Source organism: Psychroflexus sp. MES1-P1E (assembly GCF_002836055.1).
Taxonomy (GTDB): Bacteria; Bacteroidota; Bacteroidia; order Flavobacteriales; family Flavobacteriaceae; genus Psychroflexus.
On record NZ_PJBS01000314.1, the window covers coordinates 1 to 19560 of the forward strand.

14 protein-coding genes and 5 tRNA genes are annotated in these 19560 nt (G+C 36.5%); all 19 read right to left on the bottom strand.

Translation table 11 applies throughout. The annotated features are described in order from the left end of the window. Window positions 1-496: 496 nt before the first annotated feature. The 19 genes from CXF67_RS12515 to CXF67_RS12605 all read right to left on the bottom strand — a co-directional run bounded on the left by CXF67_RS12515 (window position 497) and on the right by CXF67_RS12605 (window position 19411). Window positions 497-814, bottom strand: coding sequence for a DUF3467 domain-containing protein (locus tag CXF67_RS12515; protein ID WP_102089056.1), 318 nt, complete (start codon window positions 812-814; stop codon window positions 497-499). 2 nt (window positions 815-816) lie between these two features. Continuing rightward, on the bottom strand, window positions 817-5124 hold the full coding sequence (gene rpoC, locus CXF67_RS12520; RefSeq protein ID WP_102089057.1) for a DNA-directed RNA polymerase subunit beta': 4308 nt from the start codon (window positions 5122-5124) through the stop codon (window positions 817-819). 68 nt (window positions 5125-5192) lie between these two features. Beyond that, window positions 5193-9005, bottom strand: a complete 3813-nt coding sequence (gene rpoB / locus CXF67_RS12525; protein ID WP_102089058.1) for a DNA-directed RNA polymerase subunit beta — start codon at window positions 9003-9005, stop codon at window positions 5193-5195. A gap of 161 nt (window positions 9006-9166) precedes the next feature. After that, entirely contained in the window at window positions 9167-9538 is a 372-nt protein-coding gene (rplL, locus tag CXF67_RS12530; RefSeq protein ID WP_015024897.1) for a 50S ribosomal protein L7/L12, read from the bottom strand. 46 nt (window positions 9539-9584) lie between these two features. Further along, window positions 9585-10106, bottom strand: coding sequence for a 50S ribosomal protein L10 (gene rplJ / locus CXF67_RS12535; protein WP_015024896.1), 522 nt, complete (start codon window positions 10104-10106; stop codon window positions 9585-9587). 12 nt (window positions 10107-10118) lie between these two features. Further along, the gene (rplA, locus tag CXF67_RS12540; protein WP_015024895.1) at window positions 10119-10814 is read right to left on the bottom strand and encodes a 50S ribosomal protein L1; all 696 of its coding nucleotides are present in this window, start codon (window positions 10812-10814) and stop codon (window positions 10119-10121) included. 15 nt (window positions 10815-10829) lie between these two features. Continuing rightward, window positions 10830-11267: a 50S ribosomal protein L11 gene (gene rplK, locus CXF67_RS12545; RefSeq protein WP_102089059.1), complete on the bottom strand. Its 438-nt coding sequence runs from the start codon at window positions 11265-11267 to the stop codon at window positions 10830-10832. A 74-nt stretch (window positions 11268-11341) separates the two neighbouring features. Beyond that, window positions 11342-11893, bottom strand: coding sequence for a transcription termination/antitermination protein NusG (gene nusG, locus CXF67_RS12550; RefSeq protein ID WP_015024893.1), 552 nt, complete (start codon window positions 11891-11893; stop codon window positions 11342-11344). Window positions 11894-11896: 3 nt separating this feature from the next. After that, entirely contained in the window at window positions 11897-12094 is a 198-nt protein-coding gene (gene secE / locus CXF67_RS12555) for a preprotein translocase subunit SecE (RefSeq protein ID WP_102089060.1), read from the bottom strand. 14 nt (window positions 12095-12108) lie between these two features. Continuing rightward, a tRNA-Trp gene (locus CXF67_RS12560) sits at window positions 12109-12181 on the bottom strand. Window positions 12182-12307: 126 nt separating this feature from the next. Further along, on the bottom strand, window positions 12308-13492 hold the full coding sequence (gene tuf / locus CXF67_RS12565) for an elongation factor Tu (RefSeq protein WP_102089061.1): 1185 nt from the start codon (window positions 13490-13492) through the stop codon (window positions 12308-12310). A 93-nt stretch (window positions 13493-13585) separates the two neighbouring features. After that, window positions 13586-13657 (bottom strand) — tRNA-Thr (locus CXF67_RS12570). A 30-nt stretch (window positions 13658-13687) separates the two neighbouring features. After that, window positions 13688-13760, bottom strand: a tRNA-Gly gene (locus CXF67_RS12575). A gap of 50 nt (window positions 13761-13810) precedes the next feature. Then, a tRNA-Tyr gene (locus tag CXF67_RS12580) sits at window positions 13811-13892 on the bottom strand. A 17-nt stretch (window positions 13893-13909) separates the two neighbouring features. Beyond that, window positions 13910-13983 (bottom strand) — tRNA-Thr (locus CXF67_RS12585). 117 nt (window positions 13984-14100) lie between these two features. Then, window positions 14101-14991, bottom strand: a complete 891-nt coding sequence (locus tag CXF67_RS12590; RefSeq protein ID WP_102089062.1) for a tyrosine-type recombinase/integrase — start codon at window positions 14989-14991, stop codon at window positions 14101-14103. A 260-nt stretch (window positions 14992-15251) separates the two neighbouring features. After that, the gene (locus CXF67_RS12595) at window positions 15252-16418 is read right to left on the bottom strand and encodes an acyl-CoA dehydrogenase family protein (protein WP_015024888.1); all 1167 of its coding nucleotides are present in this window, start codon (window positions 16416-16418) and stop codon (window positions 15252-15254) included. A 25-nt stretch (window positions 16419-16443) separates the two neighbouring features. Continuing rightward, window positions 16444-17328 (bottom strand): helix-hairpin-helix domain-containing protein, encoded by an 885-nt coding sequence (locus tag CXF67_RS12600; protein WP_102089063.1) that lies wholly within the window; start codon window positions 17326-17328, stop codon window positions 16444-16446. Between the two features lie 10 nt (window positions 17329-17338). Further along, the gene (locus CXF67_RS12605; RefSeq protein WP_102089064.1) at window positions 17339-19411 is read right to left on the bottom strand and encodes an amino acid carrier protein; all 2073 of its coding nucleotides are present in this window, start codon (window positions 19409-19411) and stop codon (window positions 17339-17341) included. Between the last annotated feature and the right edge of the window lie 149 nt (window positions 19412-19560).

Below are 19560 nucleotides of genomic sequence, written 5' to 3' on the forward strand. Positions count from 1 at the left end.
TTTATTGCGACATTATAGGTTTAAATTGGTATAATAGGCATAGCCTTAGTCACGGTACTTATTTTTGATAAAAAGCAGGCGAAAAGAAAAGATTTATGGCGGTATTATATATTAAATTAGGTATAAGTATCCTGAAGCGAATTTTGAAATTGACGGTGTAGAAAATAAAGATAGGCGAACTCTGTTATCTTGGAATTTAACCTTGAAGGAAACCTCTATAAACATCATTTTCCCTGTTCAAGTCTCTATGAACGAAGGTGATGATTCGTTGATTTTGACATCAGAGGACATTGGTCTTAGATAAAACAGAATGAGAAAAATTTATATCTAAATCTGTTATTGAGAGTTTAGGTAATAAATTTATTAACAATCAAATAAAAATTACTTTCAATTTGAAAGCTTACAAAGCTGAATAACCACCTATCAGATTTTATTCAAATAAAAATCCCCTCAAGCTAATGCTTGAGGGGATTTTTTTAAAGCTCTACAAAGCAAATTAAGCTTCACCAGTAGGTCCACCAAAATTCAAAGGAATAGTGGTTTTGTCTTGTTCTTTAATCGAACCCTGACTTTTTTCAAAACGATTGATGTTATCACTCAATGCCCTCATCAAACGCTTAGCATGTTGTGGTGTAAGTATAATTCTCGATCTCACTTTGTTCTTAGGAGATCCAGGCATTATGTTTACAAAATCCAGTACAAACTCTGTTTGAGAATGATTGATAATCGCCAAGTTGCTATATATACCCTGAGCGACATCGTCGTCTATCTGTATATTGAGCTTCTGTTGTTTCTTATCGTTTTGATCGCTCATGATTAATTAAAGTTTACATTTACTTGTTGTTTTTTCTCCATCATATTAGCCAATTCTTCTTTAGAACCTACTATGATGTCGTCAAACTCTCTTAAACCTGTACCTGCAGGAATCCTATGTCCTACAATTACATTTTCTTTCAATCCTTCTAAGTAATCTACTTTTCCACTTACCGCGGCTTCGTTTAATACTTTGGTCGTTTCTTGGAAAGAAGCGGCCGAAATGAATGATTTGGTTTGTAGAGATGCTCTTGTAATTCCTTGTAAGATTGGAGCGGCAGTAGCAGACTCTGCGTCACGCGCAGTAACCAATTGCTTATCCTCGCGTTTCAAGATAGAATTTTCATCTCTTAATTCACGGATCGTGACAATTTGACCAGGTTTTAAGTTAACACTGTCACCCGCCTCCTCTATAATTTTCTTACCAAAAATATTATCGTTCTCTTCGATAAAGTCTTCTTTATGCACCAATTGGTTTTCTAAGAATATCGTATCTCCAGAGTCTTGAATCCTAACTTTTCTCATCATCTGTCTTACAACAACTTCAAAGTGTTTATCGTTGATCTGCACCCCTTGTAATCTATAGACCTCCTGCACCTCGTTCACTAGGTATTGTTGCACAGCGCTAGGACCTTTAATTTTCAAGATATCTTCTGGTGTAACAGAACCATCGGATAATGGCATACCTGCTTTTACATAATCATTTTCTTGTACTAAGATCTGATTAGAAAGTTTAACCAAGTATTTTTTAATTACACCAAGTTTAGACTCTATGATAATTTCACGGTTACCTCTTTTAATTTTTCCAAAAGAGACAACACCATCAATTTCACTTACTACAGCAGGATTTGAAGGATTTCTTGCTTCAAACAATTCTGTTAGTCTTGGAAGACCCCCTGTAATATCACCAGTCTTTGATGATTTTCTAGGAATTTTAACCAAGATCTTTCCGATTTTGATTTCTTCATCATCATCCACCATTAAGTGAGCTCCAACAGGTAAGTTATAAGATCTCATAATTTCACCATCGCTATTTTTGATGTGAAGTGTAGGAATCTTACGCTTATTCTTAGACTCAATAATTACTTTCTCTTGGAAACCAGTTTGCTCATCACTTTCAACATCGAAAGTCTGACCTTGAGTGATATTTTCAAATTCAATTTTACCAGAGAATTCTGAAATAATTACACCATTATAGGGATCCCATTTACAAATGACGTCTCCTTTTTTGATTTTATCTCCAGGGCTTACCAGAAGTTCAGAACCATAAGGGATAACATTTGTACTTAAAGCAATTCCAGATTTTTTATCGATGACTTTTATTTCTGAAGTTCTTGAAATAACAATGTCTGTTTTCTTGCCATCGTTATTTTTTCCTTCAACTGTTTTTAAGTCTTCAATTTCTGCAACACCATCAAACTTAGATTCCAATTTGTTTTCTTCTGAAATGTTACCTGCGATACCTCCAACGTGGAAAGTTCTTAAGGTTAACTGAGTACCTGGCTCACCAATAGATTGGGCAGCGACAACTCCTACAGCTTCACCTCGCTGGACTGTCTTATTAGTTGAAAGGTTTCTACCATAACATTTCACACAAATTCCTTGTTTAGCTTCACAAGTTAATGGAGAGCGAACTTCAACTGAGTTCAAAGCAGAAGCTTCAATTTTATCTGCAGCATCTTCATGAATTTCATCTCCAGACTCTACAAGTAAATCTTGAGAAATAGGATCTATAATATCGTTAAGAGCTGTTCTACCAACGATACGCTCTCCTAAACTTTCTACAACTTCATCATTTTTCTTCAATGCAAAGACTTCGATACCTCTTAAAGTTCCACAGTCTTCTTCTCTTACAATTACATCTTGAGAAACATCTACCAGTCTACGAGTTAAGTAACCAGCATCGGCAGTTTTAAGAGCCGTATCGGCAAGACCTTTACGAGCACCGTGAGTAGAGATAAAGTATTCTAAAATTGAAAGACCTTCTTTAAAGTTAGATAAAATAGGGTTTTCAATGATTTCTCCACCTGCAGATGTAGATTTTTTAGGCTTAGCCATCAAACCACGCATACCTGTTAACTGGCGAATTTGCTCCTTAGAACCCCTTGCACCTGAATCAAGCATCATATACACAGAGTTGAAACCTTGCTGATCTTCACGAATACGCTTCATAGCGAGTTCTGTTAGATTTGCATTGGTAGCCGTCCATATATCAATAACTTGGTTGTAACGTTCATTGTTTGTGATAAGACCCATGTTATAGTTTCCTATAACACCTTCTACTTGCTCATTTGCATCATCAATCATAGATTGTTTTTCTGCTGGGATAATAATATCACCAAGAGAGAAAGACAATCCACCTCTAAAGGCGAAATTGTAACCTAGACTTTTAATTTCATCTAAGAATTCAGCAGTTTCAGGAACAGATGTTTTCTTAAGCACCCTCGCTATAACATCACGTAATGCTTTCTTCGTCATTACATCGTTGATAAAACCAACACTATCAGGGATAGTTTGATTAAACAGGACCCGTCCTACTGTCGTTTCTATATTTTTCTTAACGATATCTCCATTTTCATCAACATCGTTAGTTCTAATTGTAATTAATGCATTTAATTCAACCTGCTTTTCATTGTAAGCAATGTTAACTTCTTCATCGGAATAAAACCTAAGGCCTTCTCCTTTAACTTTATGTTCTGGAGTAGAAGATCTTGGCTTAGTCATGTAGTATAATCCAAGTACCATATCCTGAGAAGGAACAGTAATAGGAGAACCATTTGCAGGATTCAAAATACTATGAGAGGCTAACATTAAAAGTTGAGCTTCCAAAATGGCTTCCGGACCTAGTGGTAAATGAACCGCCATTTGATCACCGTCAAAATCGGCATTAAATGCAGTACATACCAATGGGTGCAGTTGTATTGCTTTACCTTCAATCAACTTAGGTTGAAAAGCTTGTATACCAAGTCTGTGAAGCGTTGGCGCACGGTTAAGCAGGACAGGATGACCCTTAAGTACATTTTCAAGAATATCCCAAACTACTGGTTCTTTTTTGTCAATTATTTTCTTAGCCGATTTTACAGTCTTAACAATTCCTCTTTCAATCAGTTTTCTGATAACAAAGGGCTTGTAAAGTTCTGCTGCCATATCTTTTGGTAATCCACATTCAAACATTTTCATTTCAGGACCAACAACAATAACCGAACGTGCTGAATAATCCACACGCTTACCAAGTAAGTTTTGTCTGAAACGTCCTTGCTTACCTTTTAAAGAATCTGAAAGCGATTTCAGAGGTCTGTTAGAATCGGTTTTAACCGCTGAAGATTTCCTTGTATTATCAAACAAAGAATCTACAGATTCCTGCAGCATACGCTTTTCGTTTCTCAAAATAACTTCAGGAGCCTTTATTTCCATCAATCGCTTTAAACGATTGTTTCTAATAATCACTCTACGGTATAAGTCATTTAAATCTGAGGTCGCAAAACGCCCACCATCAAGTGGCACAAGTGGTCTTAATTCTGGTGGAGTTACAGGAATCACTTTCATGATCATCCACTCAGGATTATTCTCTCTATTTTTTGTAGAATCTCTTAAAGCTTCAACAACTTGTAAACGCTTTAAAGCTTCAGTTTTTCTTTGCTTAGAAGTTTCATTGTTAGCTTTGTGTCTTAGGTCGTAAGACAGTTCATTAAGATCTAAACGCTTTAAAATTTCCAAAAGACATTCAGCACCCATTTTGGCGATGAATTTGTTTGGATCGTCATCGTCTAAATATTGGTTTTCTTGTGGAATTTTTTCAAGAATATTCAAATATTCTTCTTCCGTTAAGAAATCCATTTTTTTGAGTGACTCTCCCTCTTCATTTTTAGCATCCCCTGGCTGAACGACTACATAACGCTCGTAGTAAATAATCATGTCCAGTTTCTTGGAAGGAATCCCAAGAAGGTAACCTATTTTGTTAGGTAACGATCTAAAGTACCAAATATGAGCAACAGGAACTACTAAGTTGATATGTCCAACACGGTCTCTTCTTACTTTCTTTTCGGTAACTTCAACTCCACAACGGTCGCAAACAATTCCTTTGTAGCGTATTCTTTTGTATTTCCCACAAGCACATTCATAATCTTTGACAGGGCCAAAAATTCGTTCACAAAACAATCCATCTCTTTCCGGCTTGTGTGTTCTGTAGTTAATAGTTTCAGGTTTTAAAACTTCACCTCGAGATTCACCTAGAATTCTCTCTGGAGAAGATAAACCTATAGAGATTTTATTAAATCTCTTTTGTGTATTCTTATCATTATTTCTTGTCATAATACAAGTGCTAAAGAATTATTGAAATATAATGTGATAATCAACCCCACCCTTAGGTGGGATTGTTATTACTCTTCTAATCTGATATCTAGTCCTAGACCTTTCAATTCGTGCATCAATACATTGAAAGATTCTGGTAATCCTGGCTCTGGCATTGGTTCACCTTTTACGATTGCTTCGTAAGTTTTGGCTCTACCAACAACATCGTCAGATTTTACAGTCAAAATTTCTCTTAATGTAGCAGACGCTCCGTAAGCTTCTAAAGCCCAAACTTCCATCTCACCAAAACGCTGTCCACCAAATTGTGCTTTACCACCTAGAGGTTGCTGTGTGATTAAAGAGTAAGGCCCTATAGATCTAGCGTGCATTTTATCTTCGATCATGTGACCTAGTTTCAACATATAAATCACACCTACAGTTGCAGGTTGATCAAAACGTTCACCAGTTCCACCATCAAAAAGATATGTGTGTCCAAATCTTGGAATTCCAGCTTCGTCGGTCAATTCATTAATTTGGTCTAAAGTGGCTCCATCAAAAATTGGAGTTGCAAATTTCTTGCCTAATTTTTGTCCAGCCCAACCTAATACGGTTTCATAAATTTGTCCTATGTTCATACGCGATGGTACGCCCAATGGATTTAATACGATATCTACAGGAGTTCCATCGTCCAAGAATGGCATATCCTCTTCTCTTACGATTTTAGCGACAATACCTTTGTTTCCGTGACGACCAGCCATTTTATCACCTACTTTCAATTTACGCTTCTTAGCCACGTAAATTTTAGCGAGTTTTAAAATACCAGATGGAAGTTCATCTCCAACTGTTATAGTAAACTTTTCTCTTCTAAGGTTTCCTTGAAGATCGTTTTGCTTGATTTTATAGTTGTGCAGTAAATCTGCTACTAAAGCATTAGTGCCTTTATCTGTAGTCCAAGTCCCTTTAGTTAAGTGACTGAAATCTTCTACAGAATTCAACATCTTCAATGTATACTTCTTACCTTTTGGCAGAGTATCTTCCCCTAAATCATTTTGTACACCTTGAGCAGTTCTTCCACCTACAATTCCGAATAACTTATCTATCAAACGGTTTCTTAGGTCTTCAAACTTAATTTGGAAATTTCCTTCCAGAGCATCGATCTCTTGTTTATCCTGAGCACGCTTACGCTTATCTTTAACAGCTCGAGTAAACAATTTCTTATCGATAACGACACCGTTAAGCGAAGGAGAAGCTTTTAAAGAAGCATCTTTTACATCGCCAGCTTTGTCTCCAAATATAGCTCTCAATAATTTCTCTTCAGGAGTAGGATCGCTTTCACCTTTTGGTGTGATCTTACCGATAAGAATGTCTCCAGGCTTAATTTCTGCACCTATTCTTATCATACCATGTTCATCCAAATCTTTAGTCGCTTCTTCAGAAACGTTTGGAATATCGCTGGTCAATTCTTCATTACCAAGCTTGGTATCTCTCACTTCTAAAGAATACTCATCAATATGAACTGAAGTTAAGATATCATCTTTAACCACACGCTCAGAAATTACAATAGCATCCTCAAAGTTATATCCTTTCCATGGCATAAATGCCACTTTCATATTTCTACCTAAAGCTAGCTCTCCATTATCTGTTGCATAACCTTCACAAAGAACTTGTCCTTTAGTAACTCTATCACCAACGCGAACGATAGGTTTTAGGTTAATCGTAGAACCTTGGTTTGTTTTTCTGAATTTAATCAGATTATAAGTTTTGTGATCTTCGTCAAAACTAACAAGTCTTTCATTTTCCGTTCTGTCGTAATCGATGATGATTTTTCTTGCATCAACGTAGTTAACACGCCCTTCACCTTCGGCATTAATCAAGACTCTTGAATCTTGAGCAACTCTTCTTTCAAGACCTGTTCCAACGATAGGAGCATCTACTCTCAATAATGGAAGTGCTTGACGCATCATGTTAGATCCCATCAAGGCTCTGTTGGCATCATCGTGTTCCAAAAATGGAATTAATGAAGCAGAGATCGATGAAATTTGGTTTGGTGCGACATCAATATAATCCACATCATTTGGATCTACAACAGGGAAGTCACCTTCCATACGTGCAATAACACGTTCTGAAGTGATAGATCCATCTTCTGAAATAGGAATATTGGCCTGCGCGATCAATTTATTTTCTTCCTCCTCTGCAGAAAGATATAAAGGATCTGATTTAAAATCGATTTTTCCATTTTCAACCTTACGGTATGGAGTTTCGATAAATCCCATACTGTTCACTTTTCCATAAACAGACATTGAAGAAATCAAACCAATGTTTGGTCCTTCAGGAGTTTCAATAGGGCAAAGCCTTCCGTAATGTGTATAGTGAACATCACGAACCTCAAACCCAGCTCTTTCTCTAGATAAACCTCCAGGTCCTAAAGCAGAAAGCCTACGTTTGTTGGTTAATTCAGCTAATGGATTGGTTTGATCCATAAACTGAGACAACTGATTTGTTCCAAAGAAAGAATTGATGACAGATGACAACGTCTTCGCATTAATCAAGTCGATTGGTGTAAAGACTTCATTATCTCTAACATTCATTCTCTCTCTAATGGTTCTTGCCATTCTAGCTAAACCAACACCAAATTGTTGAGACAATTGCTCACCAACTGTTCTTACACGACGGTTGGAAAGGTGATCAATATCGTCAACTTCAGCTTTGGAATTAACAAGTTCTATTAGATACTTGATGATGGTAATAATATCCAATTTTGTAAGGACCTTACTATCCATACTAATATTAAGACCTAGCTTTTTATTCATTCTATAACGACCAACTTCACCTAAATTGTAACGTTGATCTGAGAAAAATAACTTATCAATAATACCTCTAGCTGTTTCTTCATCAGGCGGCTCAGCATTACGAAGTTGTCTATAGATATGCTCTACTGCTTCTTTTTCAGAGTTAGTAGGATCTTTTTGTAATGTATTGTATATGATGGCATAGTCACCGGTCAAATTCTCTTCTTTGTGAAGTAAGATCGTTTTTGAACCCGTTTCTAAAATCTCTTCAATATGGTCTTTTTCTAAAACGGTATCACGGTCGAGTACGATTTCATTTCTTTCAATCGACACTACCTCTCCTGTATCTTCATCTACGAAATCTTCATACCATGTATTTAAAACCCTTGCAGCTAATTTTCTACCAAGGTATTTTTTAAGACCTGTTTTTGAAACTTTGACTTCTTCAGCAAGATCAAATATTTCTAAGATATCTTTATCTCTTTCAAAACCTATGGCTCTAAAAAGTGTGGTAACAGGTAATTTCTTTTTCCTGTCGATGTAGGCATACATGACAGAATTTATATCAGTCGCAAATTCAATCCACGATCCTTTAAAAGGGATAACTCTAGCGGAATATAGCTTAGTTCCGTTAGCATGGAAAGACTGACCAAAAAATACACCTGGTGATCTGTGTAATTGTGACACCACAACACGCTCTGCTCCATTAATCACAAACGTTCCACTGGGTGTCATATAGGGAATAGTCCCTAAATAAACGTCCTGTACGATAGTTTCAAAATCCTCGTGTTCTGGATCAGTACAGTAAAGTTTTAATCTTGCCTTTAAAGGCACACTGTAAGTAAGACCTCTTTCAATACATTCTTGTATTGAATATCTTGGAGGATCTACAAAGTAATCTAAAAATTCAAGTACAAATTGATTTCTCGTATCTGTAATTGGGAAATTTTCTTTGAAGGTATTATATAAACCTTCGTTGGATCTTTCTTCTGGTTTAGTTTCAAGCTGAAAAAAATCTTGAAAAGATTTAACTTGGATATCCAGAAAATCTGGATAATCTGGCTTGTTTTGTACGGAAGAAAAACTAATTCTTTCATTATGAATTGCTAACATCTAAGGAAGATTTTAATGCTTTGAATTTAATAAAATTCATCAGCAATATTAACTTATAAAAAGTAAAATAAACACGTCGCGTATAGATACGCAAAATGGTTTAGCCCCACAAGATGACTAAATCTTGTGGTCTAAACCTATTGTTAAAAATATTGTTAAGCTTACTTAAGCTCAACTTCAGCACCTGCTTCTTCTAATTGTGCTTTTAGCGCTTCTGCTTCGTCTTTAGAAACAGCTTCTTTAACTGGAGCTGGTGCACTATCTACTAATCCTTTAGCATCTTTAAGACCTAAACCTGTCAATTCTTTAACAAGTTTAACAACCGCTAATTTAGATCCACCTGGAGCTTTTAATATGACATCAAATTCTGTTTGCTCCTCAACTTCTTCAGCACCAGCAGCACCGCCACCGACAACTACTGGAGCAGCAGCAGGTTCTATACCATATTCATCTTTTAAAATATCAGCTAATTCATTTACTTCTTTTACAGTAAGATTAACTAATTGTTCTGCGAAATCTTTTAATTCTGCCATTTTCTATCGTTTTAGTGTAATTTAATATTTAGTAATTAGTGCGTGTTTATTCTTCTTTTTCTGAAAGGGTTTTTAGGATACCTGCCAGTTTACCTCCACTAGATTTAAGCGCTGAAATAACGTTTATAGCAGGAGATTGTAACAATCCAATGATATCACCAATCACTTCGTCTTTAGATTTAATATCTACAAGAGCATCTAGGTATTCATCGCCAACATAAACTGACTCTGCAACATAGGCGCCTTTTAAAACTGGCTTCTCATTTTTCTTTCTAAAGGTTTTAATCACTTTAGCAGGAGCGTTTCCTGTTTCAGAAAGCATAATTGAGGTACTTCCTTTCAGAATACCTGTAAGCTCTCCAAATTCCTTATCTGAACTTTCCATAGCCTTAGCTAGGAGAGTATTTTTAACTACCATCAACTTAACGTCTGCTCTATAACAAGCACGTCTTAGGTCTGATGTTAATGTTGCATTCAATCCTGAAATGTCTGCTAGGTATACATTCGATGAATCTGCTAACTTAGTAGTTAAATCTTTTATTACTGTAGATTTCTCTTCTCTTGTCATAACTTAATATTATTACTCGGTAAATCGTTTCGTATCGATTTCAATACTTGGACTCATTGTAGAAGCGATGTAGATACTTTTTATATAAATACCTTTCACTACTTGAGGTTTAAGTTTGACGAGTGTAGTTAGTAATTCTCTTGCATTTCCAGCAATTTTTTCTGCATCAAAGGATACTTTACCTACAGCAGCATGAACTATACCAGTTTTATCAACTTTAAAGTCGATTTTACCTGCTTTCACTTCTGAAACTGCTTTGGCGATGTCCATAGTTACTGTGCCAGTCTTCGGGTTAGGCATCAAACCTCTTGGGCCTAATACTCGACCTAAAGGACCTAATTTACCCATTACACTGGGCATAGTTACGATAACATCAACATCGGTCCATCCACCTTTGATTTTATCAAGGTATTCGTCCAGTCCTACATAATCAGCACCAGCGTCTTCAGCTTCTTTCGCTTTATCTGGAGTGACTAAAGCCAAAACTTTTACATCTTTACCAGTTCCGTGAGGAAGTTTGACTACTCCACGAACCATTTGGTTGGCTTTTCTAGGATCTACATTTAGTCTTACAGCTAAATCAACAGATTCGTCGAAATTAGCGTAAGCCATATCTTTCAATAAAGCAGAGGCATCAGCTACTGAATAAGTTCTAGACTCATCCACTTTACTTTGTGCTTCTTTTTGCTTTTTAGTTATTTTTGCCATGTTAATTTCGTTTTGTTAAAATGGTGCATCACCTTTTACAGTTATTCCCATAGATCTTGCTGTACCAGCTACCATTTTCATAGCAGATTCCGTAGAAAATGCATTTAAATCTTGCATTTTATCTTCAGCTATAGCTTTCACCTGATCCCAAGATACGGTACCAACTTTTTTACTATTAGGCTCGCCAGATCCTTTCTTTATTTTTGATGCTTCCATCAATTGAACTGCTGCAGGTGGTGTTTTGATTACAAAATCAAAGGATTTATCCTTATATACTGTAATTTCTACAGGAAGGATTTTTCCACCTTTATCTTGAGTTCTACCATTGAATTGCTTACAGAATTCCATGATATTTACCCCAGCAGCACCTAAAGCAGGTCCAACTGGCGGGGATGGGTTCGCTGCACCACCTTTTACCTGGAGTTTTACTACTTTACTTACTTCTTTTGCCATTTTTCAAAATTTAGTCGAATTGTTTTCAGTGGGAAGCATTATAAATAAAAACAACTCTGTATTATATGTAACATTTAAATTTTCTCTACTTGCATATAACTAAGTTCAACAGGTGTTTTACGACCAAAGATCTTAACCATAACTTGGAGCTTTCGTTTATCTTCATTTATCTTATCAATAGTTCCAGTAAAACTATTGAAAGGACCATCAACTACTTTAATAGATTCACCAATATTAAATGGTATGGCCACATTTTCTTTTTGCGTGGAAAGTTGATCGACTTTACCCAGCATTCTATTCACTTCAGATTCACGCATTGGGACAGGATCTCCTCTTTTGGTTTCACCCAAAAAGCCAATAACCCCATTGACGTTTTTAATAACGTGCCCAACTTCACCTTCAAGATTAGCATTTACCATAATGTAACCTGGAAAATAAACTTTTTCCTTGGTAATTTTCTTTCCATCACGGATCTGAACCACATTTTCTGTAGGTACGAGGATATCATCGACATAATCACTAAGACCTTGGTGTGAGATTTCTTTTTCAATATAATCTTTTACCTTGTTCTCAGAACCGCTGATGGATCTAACCACATACCATTTCTTTAAACTTGTTTCTGACATGTGTTATGATTTAACCCAATTAAAATATTGCTTGACTGCTGAACTAAATACCTCATCAATTCCCCAAATGGCGAGTGAAAAGAGTATTGAAAATACAGCTACAATAACCATGAGTTTTTGCCCCTCAGCCCAAGTTGGCCAAGTCACATGATTTTTTAATTCCTCGTAAGACTCGCTTACGTAATTTTTAAAGTTTGACATCTCCTTAAGATTTGCACGGGTTGAGAGGCTCGAACTCCCGACACCTGGTTTTGGAGACCAGTGCTCTACCAACTGAGCTAAACCCGTAAATGATTCAATTTTTAAAGCGTGCAAAGAAACAAAATAAAATGCACTTAAAAAAATAAAATTTAAAAAGTTAAGGTATCTCTAATAGATACCTTAACTAATTTATTTATGATTCTTAAAAAAGAATTATATAATTTCAGTAACCTGACCAGCACCAACTGTACGTCCACCCTCACGGATAGCAAATCTTAAACCAACGTTTAAGGCAATTGCTTGAATCAAATCTACAGTAATTGTTAAGTTATCACCAGGCATAACCATTTCAACTCCATCGGGAAGATTGATTGTACCTGTAACATCTGTTGTTCTTACGTAGAACTGTGGTCTATAGTTATTATGGAATGGAGTGTGACGTCCACCTTCTTCTTTCTTAAGGATGTATACTTCAGCCTTAAATTTAGCATGTGGCTTAACAGAACCAGGTTTTGCGATAACCATACCTCTAGTGATTTGGGTTTTTTCAATACCTCTTAACAAGATACCAACGTTATCTCCTGCTTCACCTCTGTTAAGAATTTTACGGAACATTTCAACTCCAGTAACTGTTGACTTTAAATTTTCAGCACCCATACCGTTAATCTCGACAGGATCACCTGTATTCGCTACCCCAGTCTCAATACGACCAGTTGCAACAGTACCACGACCTGTAATTGAGAACACATCTTCAATAGGCATTAAGAAATCTTTTTCAATATCTCTTTCTGGCAATTCAATGTAATTATCAACTGCTTCCATAAGATCTAGAACAGTTTTTCCCCACTTCTCATCACCTTCTAAAGCGCCAAGAGCTGATCCTGAAATTACAGGAGCATTGTCACCATCATATTCGTAAAAAGAAAGTAAATCTCTTACTTCCATTTCAACAAGTTCTAAAAGCTCATCATCATCCACAAGGTCAACCTTGTTTAAGAAAGTAACAATTCTAGGGATACCAACCTGACGTCCTAGAAGAATATGCTCACGAGTTTGTGGCATTGGACCATCAGTTGCAGCTACTACTAAAATAGCACCATCCATTTGTGCAGCACCAGTAACCATGTTTTTCACATAATCGGCGTGACCTGGACAGTCAACATGTGCATAATGACGATTGGCTGTTTGATATTCAACGTGAGAAGAGTTGATGGTTATACCACGTTCTTTCTCCTCAGGTGCATTATCAATTTGATCAAAAGCACTAGCTTCAGAATATCCAGCATCTGCCATAACCTTAGTAATAGCAGCTGTAAGAGTAGTTTTTCCGTGATCGACGTGACCAATAGTACCTATATTAAGGTGCGGTTTGGATCGATCAAATTTTTCCTTTGCCATAGTAATAATTATTTAATCTTAGTTATATATTAGTGTTAGTGTTTATAACAACATAAAAAGCCAACAAAACTAAGTTTTGAGACTTTAAAATTGAGCCAACGACGAGAATTGAACTCGTGACCTTTTCCTTACCAAGGAAACGCTCTACCCCTGAGCTACGTCGGCATTCACACATTTGAAATTGAAATAAAATAGAGCGGAAGACCGGGTTCGAACCGGCGACATTCAGCTTGGAAGGCTGACGCTCTACCAACTGAGCTACTTCCGCTTATTTAATCACTATTTCAATTCAAAGTCTGACGTTATCCGACTTGGTTGTGGGGAGAGCAGGATTCGAACCTGCGAAGGTGAAACCAGCAGATTTACAGTCTGCCCTCGTTGGCCGCTTGAGTATCTCCCCAAATAATCTGATAATAGAGCCGATGGAGGGACTCGAACCCGCGACCTGCTGATTACAAATCAGCTGCTCTAGCCAGCTGAGCTACATCGGCTTATCAGTATGTCAATCGCTACTTTTAGTAACGGGATGCAAATATAAAACGATTTTTGATATCTGAAAATTATTTTTTACTTTTTTTCTAATTAAATTGAAAATAAATCTAATCAGCTTACTCATCGCCCTGTGAGCGTGGATGTGCGGCTTGATGAGCTTTGGTTAACTCTTTAAAATTCGAGTGGGTATAAACTTCTGTAGAAGCTAAACTACTATGTCCTAATAAATCCTTTATAGCTGAAATATCAGCTCCTTTATCTAACAAATGCGTAGCAAAGGCATGCCTTAATAAATGGGGACTTAATTTTTTCTTTGTAGATACTTTTTCAAAATAAGAATGCACGACCCTATAAACTAAATTCGGATAAATAGCTTTTCCCTTTGAAGTAACAAAGAGTTGACTCCCTTGAGGCAGCAAAACACTTCTTTCCTGCAAATAGCGCTCTATTAAAAGAGAGATAGAGTCGAGCAAAGGTATGAGTCGCTCTTTATTGCGTTTACCGCGCACTTTAAGCTGTTGTTGTTTTAAATCGAGACTGCTCAGCTGAAGGTCAATTAACTCCTGCCTTCGCATCCCTGTAGCGTATAACAATTCAATGATAAGATGATCCCTAAGACCTTCAAAAGTGACATCTTCAAAATAATCGGAAACTTTCTCCAATTCAAGGACGGAAAATGCCTCTTGCTGACGTTTTGGCAATTTTAAAGACTTATGCTGCACCATCGGATTCACCGCTATCGCTTGTATCTTCAGAAGAAATTTAAAAAAAGTCTTGAGGGTAGATAGCTTTCTGTTGATGGTTTTATGTGTTAACCCTAACTCTATAAAACCAACAATCCACTGTCGAATCATAGGGTAATTAACTTCAGACATTTCTCTTGTATCATATGTTTCTAATATGAACATATGAAATTGCGATAAGTCCGTAGCGTAAGAAATGATAGTAAGCTTAGCATACTTCTTTTCCAGTAGGAGGTAATCTAAAAAAGAATCAATATATATCATAAAAAAACCATGTTCCTAAGAGAACATGGTTACAAATTTATAATTAAATGCCAACTAAGTCGCTGGTTTATAATTCTTATTATCTATCACCATTTTGAAGATAACTTTGGGGATATTTTCGCCAAACGTCCTTATCAAGACTTTAAGTCCTAATCAGCTAAGTAGCCGGCTTATAGTCCTTGTCATCTATTTCCGTTTTGGCGATAATTTTGGGGATATTTTCGCCAAACGTCCTTATCGAGACTTTAAGTCCTAATCAGCTAAGTAGCCGGCTTATAGTCCTTGTTATCTATTACCATTTTGGCGATAATTTCTTTTAAAATTTCAGAAGTACCACCTCCGATAGGTCCTAATCTACTATCTCTAAACATTCTAGCTAATGGGTAATCTTCTACATAGCCATAACCACCCAACATCTGCAAGCAATCGTAAATAACCTCATCGGCAATTTTAGTAGAAAGCAATTTGGACATTGTTGCTTCTTTCACAACGTATTCTCCAGCATCTAGACGTTTTGCAGTTGTATAATTGAAAGCTTTAGCCATTTCAACTTCACTACTTCGCTCCGCGATTTTGTGCCTTAAAGCTTGAAATTTATCAATAGTCTGTCCAAAGGCTTCACGCTCCGACATGTACTTTATCGCGTATTCCAAGGCATATTCTGCTCTTGCATGACCATTCACACCCATGATAAGACGCTCAAGAGCAAAGTGCTGCATGATATATGGAAAACCTTGATTTCGCTCTCCCATCAAATGTGACTTAGGAATTTCAACATTATCGAAAGCAAGCTCAGCCGTATCGGAAGCCCTCCAACCTAACTTATTCAGCTTGGTAGCAGAAATCCCAGGTGTGTCTCTATCCACTAGAAAGATACTCATGCCCTTTCCTCCTTTCTCCGGAGCTGTTTTAGCAGCTACTATGAGGTAATCGGAATATACGCCATTAGTGATAAATGTTTTAGACCCGTTGATCACAAAAGTGTCTTCTTTTTCTACCGCCGTGGTTTTCATTCCAGCAACATCAGAGCCCCCGTAAGGTTCAGTGATACAGAGACACCCGATCATATCTCCAGAAATAGAACCTGATAGATACTTTTCTTTTATCTCTTCACTTCCTTCTTTATTGACGTGAGTCATAGCTAGATAAGCATGTGCCCATATCGCTGCAGCAAAACCGCCTGAATTTATTTTCTGAAGTTCTTCTAAAAGGATAATAGTATAAAATAAGTCTAAATCTAAGCCCCCATATTTCTCTGGAGAAGCTAGGGCAAAATAGCCCATATCTCCAAACTTTTTCCAAATAAAACGCTCTATACTACCTTCTTCTTCCCATTTATCTAAATGAGGAACAACTTCCTTCTGAAGGAATTCCTTTAAACTCTTTCTGAACATTTCATGTTCTTCACTAAAATACATGTGATCCATATCTCTAAGTCTATTATTTTAAGTATTATTCTATAATTTCCAAATATAATTGAATTCTGTCTAATTTATAACTTGGAAACCCTTCGATTTTTGATAATTCTTCAAAATTACTGATCTTTTCTCTCAATTTTATAAAGTTAACTATGCTTCTAGACATTTCATAATCGAAATAAGGAAGCTCAGACAACTCAAGCACAGTAATAGTATTGAAGTCTTGCTTCTCTATTTTTAAAGGCGTTTTTAAAGCAATTAGCTCTTCCAAACGTTCTATCACTTCTGATTTTAAGCCGTACACATCTTTAAGTTGAATTGAATTGGTAAAACCCCCTAACTGACTTCTATACCTTAGTATTCTATTAGCTAATGTCTCTCCTATTCCAGACACCAAGATCAAATCATCAACTTCAACGGTATTCAGGTCTTTCTTTTCTGAATATTTTAAGGACTCGCGCCTCGGTTTTTTGGAATCTTGTTTTTGACGTTCAATCACCCAATCTGGAAATTTAAAATAAGGACTATAGGTTGTCATCCATTGGTTGGAAACCCCAGTTACTTTCTGAAATTGAACATTGGAATTGATCCATTGTTTCTTGGCTCTAAACTCATGAAGTCTGTCAATTTGCTCAGTAGTCATTTCTAAAGTGTATCCTTTATAATCATTTACAAAATTAGGATTAAAAGGATAAATGACTCTTTGACCCTCAAGGCTTTGTTGTTTTATTAACGAATCTACAACACGATGAAGAGAATCTGCTGTTTTAGAAAATTCAAAGGGGGTATTGGTATCGGATAATGTATTCAAGCTAAAGTAATTGATAGTTAAACCTACAATCAAAATAAGGCTGAATAAAAAAATTCCGTTTCGGTCACCTTTAGTGTAGCCAAAACGGAATTTCCTTAAAGATTTCATGAGTGGATTCTTATTTTTTCAAAACTTCCTTTTTAAAAATTTGCCCTGATTTTAACTTGATCATGTATTCTTTTAAATCTTTCCTCACTTCACCAGACATGATATAAAGTCCAATAATATTAGGAAAAGACATCGCTAAAATCATCATATCAGAGAAATCTAAGACAGCTCCTAGGCTCACAGAAGCCCCTAAGACTACAAACAATAAAAATATAATTTTATAAATCAATTCTGATCGATTACTTCTTCCAAAAATATAAGTCCAAGCTCTCATTCCGTAGTAAGACCAAGATATCATTGTAGAGAAAGCAAACAAGAATACGGCAACAGAGAGGACGTATGGAAACCATGAGATCACACTTCCAAACGCATCGGTTGTCAATTGCACACCAGATACTCCTTCTACTTCATGCATCCCTGTAAAGATCAATACCAAAGCCGTAAGTGTACAGACTACTACGGTATCTATAAAAGGTTCTAATAAAGCAACAAAGCCTTCTGAGGGTGGATGGTTAGTTTTGGCAGCAGAGTGAGCTATAGCAGCGGACCCTACACCAGCCTCGTTTGAAAAAGCTGCTCTTTGGAAACCGACCACCAGTACTCCTATAAAGCCACCTTTAAGCGCTGTAGGTGTAAATGCACCAGAGAAAATTGCATTAAGAGCTGGGCCTAGATTATCTATGTTGATCCCTATGACAACTAGGGCCCCTAAGATATAAACCCCAGCCATAACCGGGACTACTTTACCTGTTACTTTTGCAATACTATTGATACCTCCAATAATAACAACTCCTACCAACACCATTAAAAAGACTCCAAACCAAAAGCCATTTCCTTCTAAAAATGGAATTTGACCGGATAAAATTGCAAAAGATTGGTTGGCTTGGAACATATTACCTCCTCCGAAAGAAGCTCCAATAGCTAAAATAGCAAAAAAGGCGGCTAAAAATTTACCCAATTTACCCATATTCCGTTTTTCAAGACCATATCTCAAATAGTTCATTGGACCCCCAAAGATTCGGCCTTCTTTATTGATAAATCTATATTTTACACCCAGAGTACATTCTACAAATTTAGAAGACATCCCTAAAAAACCAGCAAGAACCATCCAAAAGGTAGCACCGGCACCCCCTAAGGAAACAGCAATAGCTACACCCGCAATATTCCCAAGTCCAACAGTAGCAGAAACTGCAGTTGCTAAAGCTTGAAAATGCGTAATTCTACCTGGTGCATTAGGCTCGTCGTATTTTCCTCTGGCGAGTTGTAAAGCATGTTTGAAACCTCTAATGTTGATAAAGCCCATTCTAAAAGTAAAGAATGCCGCCCCAAAGATCAGCCAAATGACTATAAAGGGTATATCCTTAGTTAAAGGAGTTCCATTAGGATGGGTCAAGGCTACTGGATCATCAAATGTAATTTTACCAAACTTATGTGCATTTTGGGTAATGACATCTTGTTTATTATTAGGATCATAAATATAGTCCCCTTCTATTGTCAGGTGATCTATCTTTCCGTTGGCTTGTGCCTTTACAATTTCACTTTCTCCATCAACCTCTATAATGGCGATATCTTGACCTTTTTTGACCGTTTCACTTTCTTGGACAAGCCATTGCTTGAGCAGAAATTTATTTTGTGTATTAGGTTCCCAACGTGGGGCAAATAATAATTTTTCCTTCGTGTAGACTACTGGATCGTAAACACCAACTGCGGCAAAGGGATCCCAGAACAGAACATCTCCCATGCTGTTTACAATAGGCTTAAACGTACCATTAAAACTTTCTACAATAGACTCAGCTTTTATTTCGAAAGATTTTTCAACAAAGTTCCCATTGGCATCTGTTACTTTTACAACATGGGTTATCCCTTCTGTAAGATGACTAGATTTAGCTGAACTTAATGGCGTTTCTGCATCACTCCATTCGTAAGTATAAGGAGGAATTCCTCCTGATACATTCAATTCTATTTGACCATCATCAATTTCTTCTGAAGGGTTAATTAAGGTTTCTTCAACTTGTAAATCTTGAGCAAATGTCAATGAAACAGTGAACATTAGAAAAACAATCAGACTGATATTTCTTACCATAAGGTTATTTATAATTTAATATTTTCATTGTAAAAAGCCATGTCGGAATCTTACAGATTTCAAAACATCTCGCAATATGCAAAAAATATGCTTTGCATTCAAACTCAAAACCCTAAAATCTTTAAGAAGTAGTTTTGTATTTATTAAGA